The sequence below is a fragment of the Stenotrophomonas sp. 2YAF22 genome (assembly GCF_052114665.1).
Classification (GTDB): Bacteria; Pseudomonadota; Gammaproteobacteria; order Xanthomonadales; family Xanthomonadaceae; genus Stenotrophomonas; species Stenotrophomonas indicatrix.
On record NZ_JBFRFE010000568.1, the window covers coordinates 1 to 2867 of the forward strand.

At 67.1% G+C, this 2867-nt stretch carries 3 protein-coding genes; 1 reads left to right on the top strand and 2 read right to left on the bottom strand.

From position 1 onward, the window contains the following. Positions 1–558 precede the first annotated feature (558 nt). Complete coding sequence (locus AB4Y84_RS18280) at positions 559–1122, bottom strand: TlpA family protein disulfide reductase (protein WP_312112855.1); 564 nt, start codon at positions 1120–1122, stop codon at positions 559–561. Further along, entirely contained in the window at positions 1119–2393 is a 1275-nt protein-coding gene (locus AB4Y84_RS18285; RefSeq protein WP_032977469.1) for a YihY family inner membrane protein, read from the bottom strand. Before AB4Y84_RS18285 ends, AB4Y84_RS18280 begins: the two co-directional genes overlap by 4 nt. 77 nt (positions 2394–2470) lie before the next feature. On the opposite strand from AB4Y84_RS18285, the gene AB4Y84_RS18290 reads away from it, so the two are divergent. Then, on the top strand, positions 2471–2867 hold a 397-nt coding region (locus AB4Y84_RS18290), incomplete at its 3' end, for an NAD(P)H-dependent oxidoreductase (protein WP_442250605.1).

Below are 2867 nucleotides of genomic sequence, written 5' to 3' on the forward strand. Positions count from 1 at the left end.
CGGGGGACGCCGTGAACCCGTCCATGGGGGCTTGGCCGCGGCATCCATGCCGCGGACACCCCGYACTCCGACACCGCCCCACCTTCGACAGATTYCCGGTGGCTGATGGATTCACRCCATGCGTGRATGTAWGTCCATCGRAATCRAATATTTCGACAAKTGAACGAARRRCATCCACGCATGGCGTGGATMTACGTGTCGACCARGGTCGACACCCACCAAGAGCAGGCCATGTCATTCCGGCAGGTCGCCAGAAACTGTCGAAGGCGGGGTGGGTCCGGTTGCGGGGGCGTGAGCGCCATGGGCCCGAGGCATGCCTCGGGCGGGTTGGGCAGGACGCCCAACCCCGGTCTTGCCGTGTGCGCAGGACAGCGCACACGAGCAAGGCGCGACCGAGCCTACAGGGACGTATTYACGGCGTCCCCCGCAACCGGACCCACCCCGCCAWCCCTCAGGAAACCMGCTTTKGCTTCGGCTTTGGCTGTTGCTGTCGAGGTTGCCGGCCAGCGGCCGGCACTACCGCTTCGGTGGGTGCAGGGCGCAGCCCTGCCCCTCCCCTTATTTGGCAGCAGCAATCTGCTTTTCGATGTCCGCCGCAGTGACCGGGCCCAGGAAGCTGTGGGCCAGCTTGCCCTGCGGGTCGATCAGATGGGTCAGCGGCAGGCCACGCGGGGTGGCGAAGTCGGCCGGCGGGTCGAACGGATCGACGACCACGATCGGGTAGGTCACCGGATGCTTGGTCAGGAACGACTGCATTTCCGGCACCTCGATGTCCTCGTAGGCCAGGCCAACCACTTCGATGTTGCTGCGCATGGCATGCAACGCCGACAGCTCGGGCATTTCCTTGCGGCAGGGCGCGCACCAGGTCGCCCAGAAATTCACCACCACCCACTTGCCACGATGCGCGGCCAGGTCGTAATCGCTGCCATCGACCGCCTTCATCTTCAACGTCGGGAACTCGGCAGTAACGCGCTCGGCGGGCGTATCCTCCACCGGCGCCGGCGCGGCCGGAGTCGGTGCCTGTGCCGGCGGCTGGCTGCTGGCCGGGGTCGGCTCCTGTGCGGGTTTGCAGGCGGCCAGGGCCAGCAGCGCAGCCAGCAGCAACGGGGTCTTGCAGGTCATGGGGCGTCTCCAGAATCAGGGTAGATGTCGCTGACGCGACGCTTGAGGCGTTCACGCAGCGGCAGGCGCAGTTCATCCAGTGCGGCCAAGGCGGCCCGGCCGAGGCTGTCATCGCGGTAAGGCAGGTGTTGTTCGGCCACCGGAATGCGCAGCTGCGTGCATTCGTACAGATCGCCCAGGCTGACCTGGTCCAGGTCGCGGGCCAGCAGCCACTCGCCGCGCTCATCGCGGCGCAGCAGACCGATGCCCTCCAGGTGGCAGGCCAAGTCCTGCAGCAGCGAGTCGGTCAGCATCGGTTCCAGCCGCAGGATCTCGTCGTCGGCCAGGCCCCTGCCCTTGGCACGTGCATGCTGGAAGCGCCCGAGCAGGCGCAGCAGGCCATAGAACTCGTAGCCCTGCGGCAGGCGCAGCTCCACCGGCTGGTAGCGGAAAGCCGCCATTGACGACGCCAGCGACGCGCCCAGCAGCACGGCCACCCAGCAGAGGTAGATCCACAGCAGCAGGATCGGCACGAAGGCCACCGTGCCATACAGCTTCTGGTAGGACTGGAAGCTGCCCAGGTAGGCGCCGATGCCCCACTTCACCAGCTCCAGGATCACTGCGGCGAGAATCGCGCCCGGAACCGCATGGCGCCACTTCACGGTGTGGTGTGGCACCACCCGGAACATCAGGGTGATGCAGACGAATTCGATCAGGATCGGCGCCAGCCGCAAGGCGAGATCGGCCAGCCAGCGCCCCTCCTGCGTGCCGAACAGCGGCATCGCGAACACCCGCGCCGACACCGCCAGCGATGCAGCGGCGAGCATCGCGCCCAAGGTCAGCACCGTCCAGTAGACCAGGAAGCGGGTCAGCCGCGGCCGACTGCTGCCGACGCGCCAGATCTGGTTGAAGGTCTCTTCAACACTGTTGAGGGTGATCAGCAGCGAGATGACCAGGGCGATGAAGCCAGCGGCAGTGAGCTGGCCCGCGCTGGCCGAGAACTGCCGCAGGTAGCCTTCGGCGGCGCGCGCGGCATTGGGCACGAAGTTGGAGAAGACGTAGTCACTGAGCTGGTCGCTCCAGCGATCGAACACCGGGAAGGCCGAGAGCACGCCGAATACCACGATCGCCAGCGGCACCAGCGCGAACACCGTGGTGTAGGCCAGCGCGGCGGCAGCCTGGAACAGGCGGTCATCGAGGAAGCGGCGCCACAGGAAGCGGCCGAAGCTGGCGGCGCGTGCGCGATCCCGCGCGCGCTCCATCCACAAATTGAGCGTATCCAAAGGTTCCATCGGCGCAAGGGTACCCGATGCGGAATCGATGCAGGATAGCCATACTGGCGTCCACACGATGAGGAGAGCTGGGCGCGATGGGCGAAATCCTGGTGCTTTACTACAGCCGCGGCGGTTCGGTGGCACGGCTGGCGCGCCAGATCGCGCGGGGCATCGGCGAGGTGCCGGGCATGGCAGCGCGGCTGCGCACGGTGCCGCCGGTAGCCGCCGTCACCCAGACCGCGCAGCCGCCGGTACCCGACGATGGCGCGCCCTATGTAAGCGTGCAGGACCTGGCGGAGTGCCAGGGACTGCTGCTGGGCAGCCCTACCCGTTTCGGCAACATGGCCGCGCCGGTCAAGCATTTCCTTGACGGCCTCGGCGCCGAATGGGTGAACGGCACGCTGGCAGGCAAGCCGGCCGGGGTGTTCACGTCCACTGCGTCGATGCATGGCGGCCAGGAGTCGACCCTGCTGTCGATGCAGGTACCGCTGC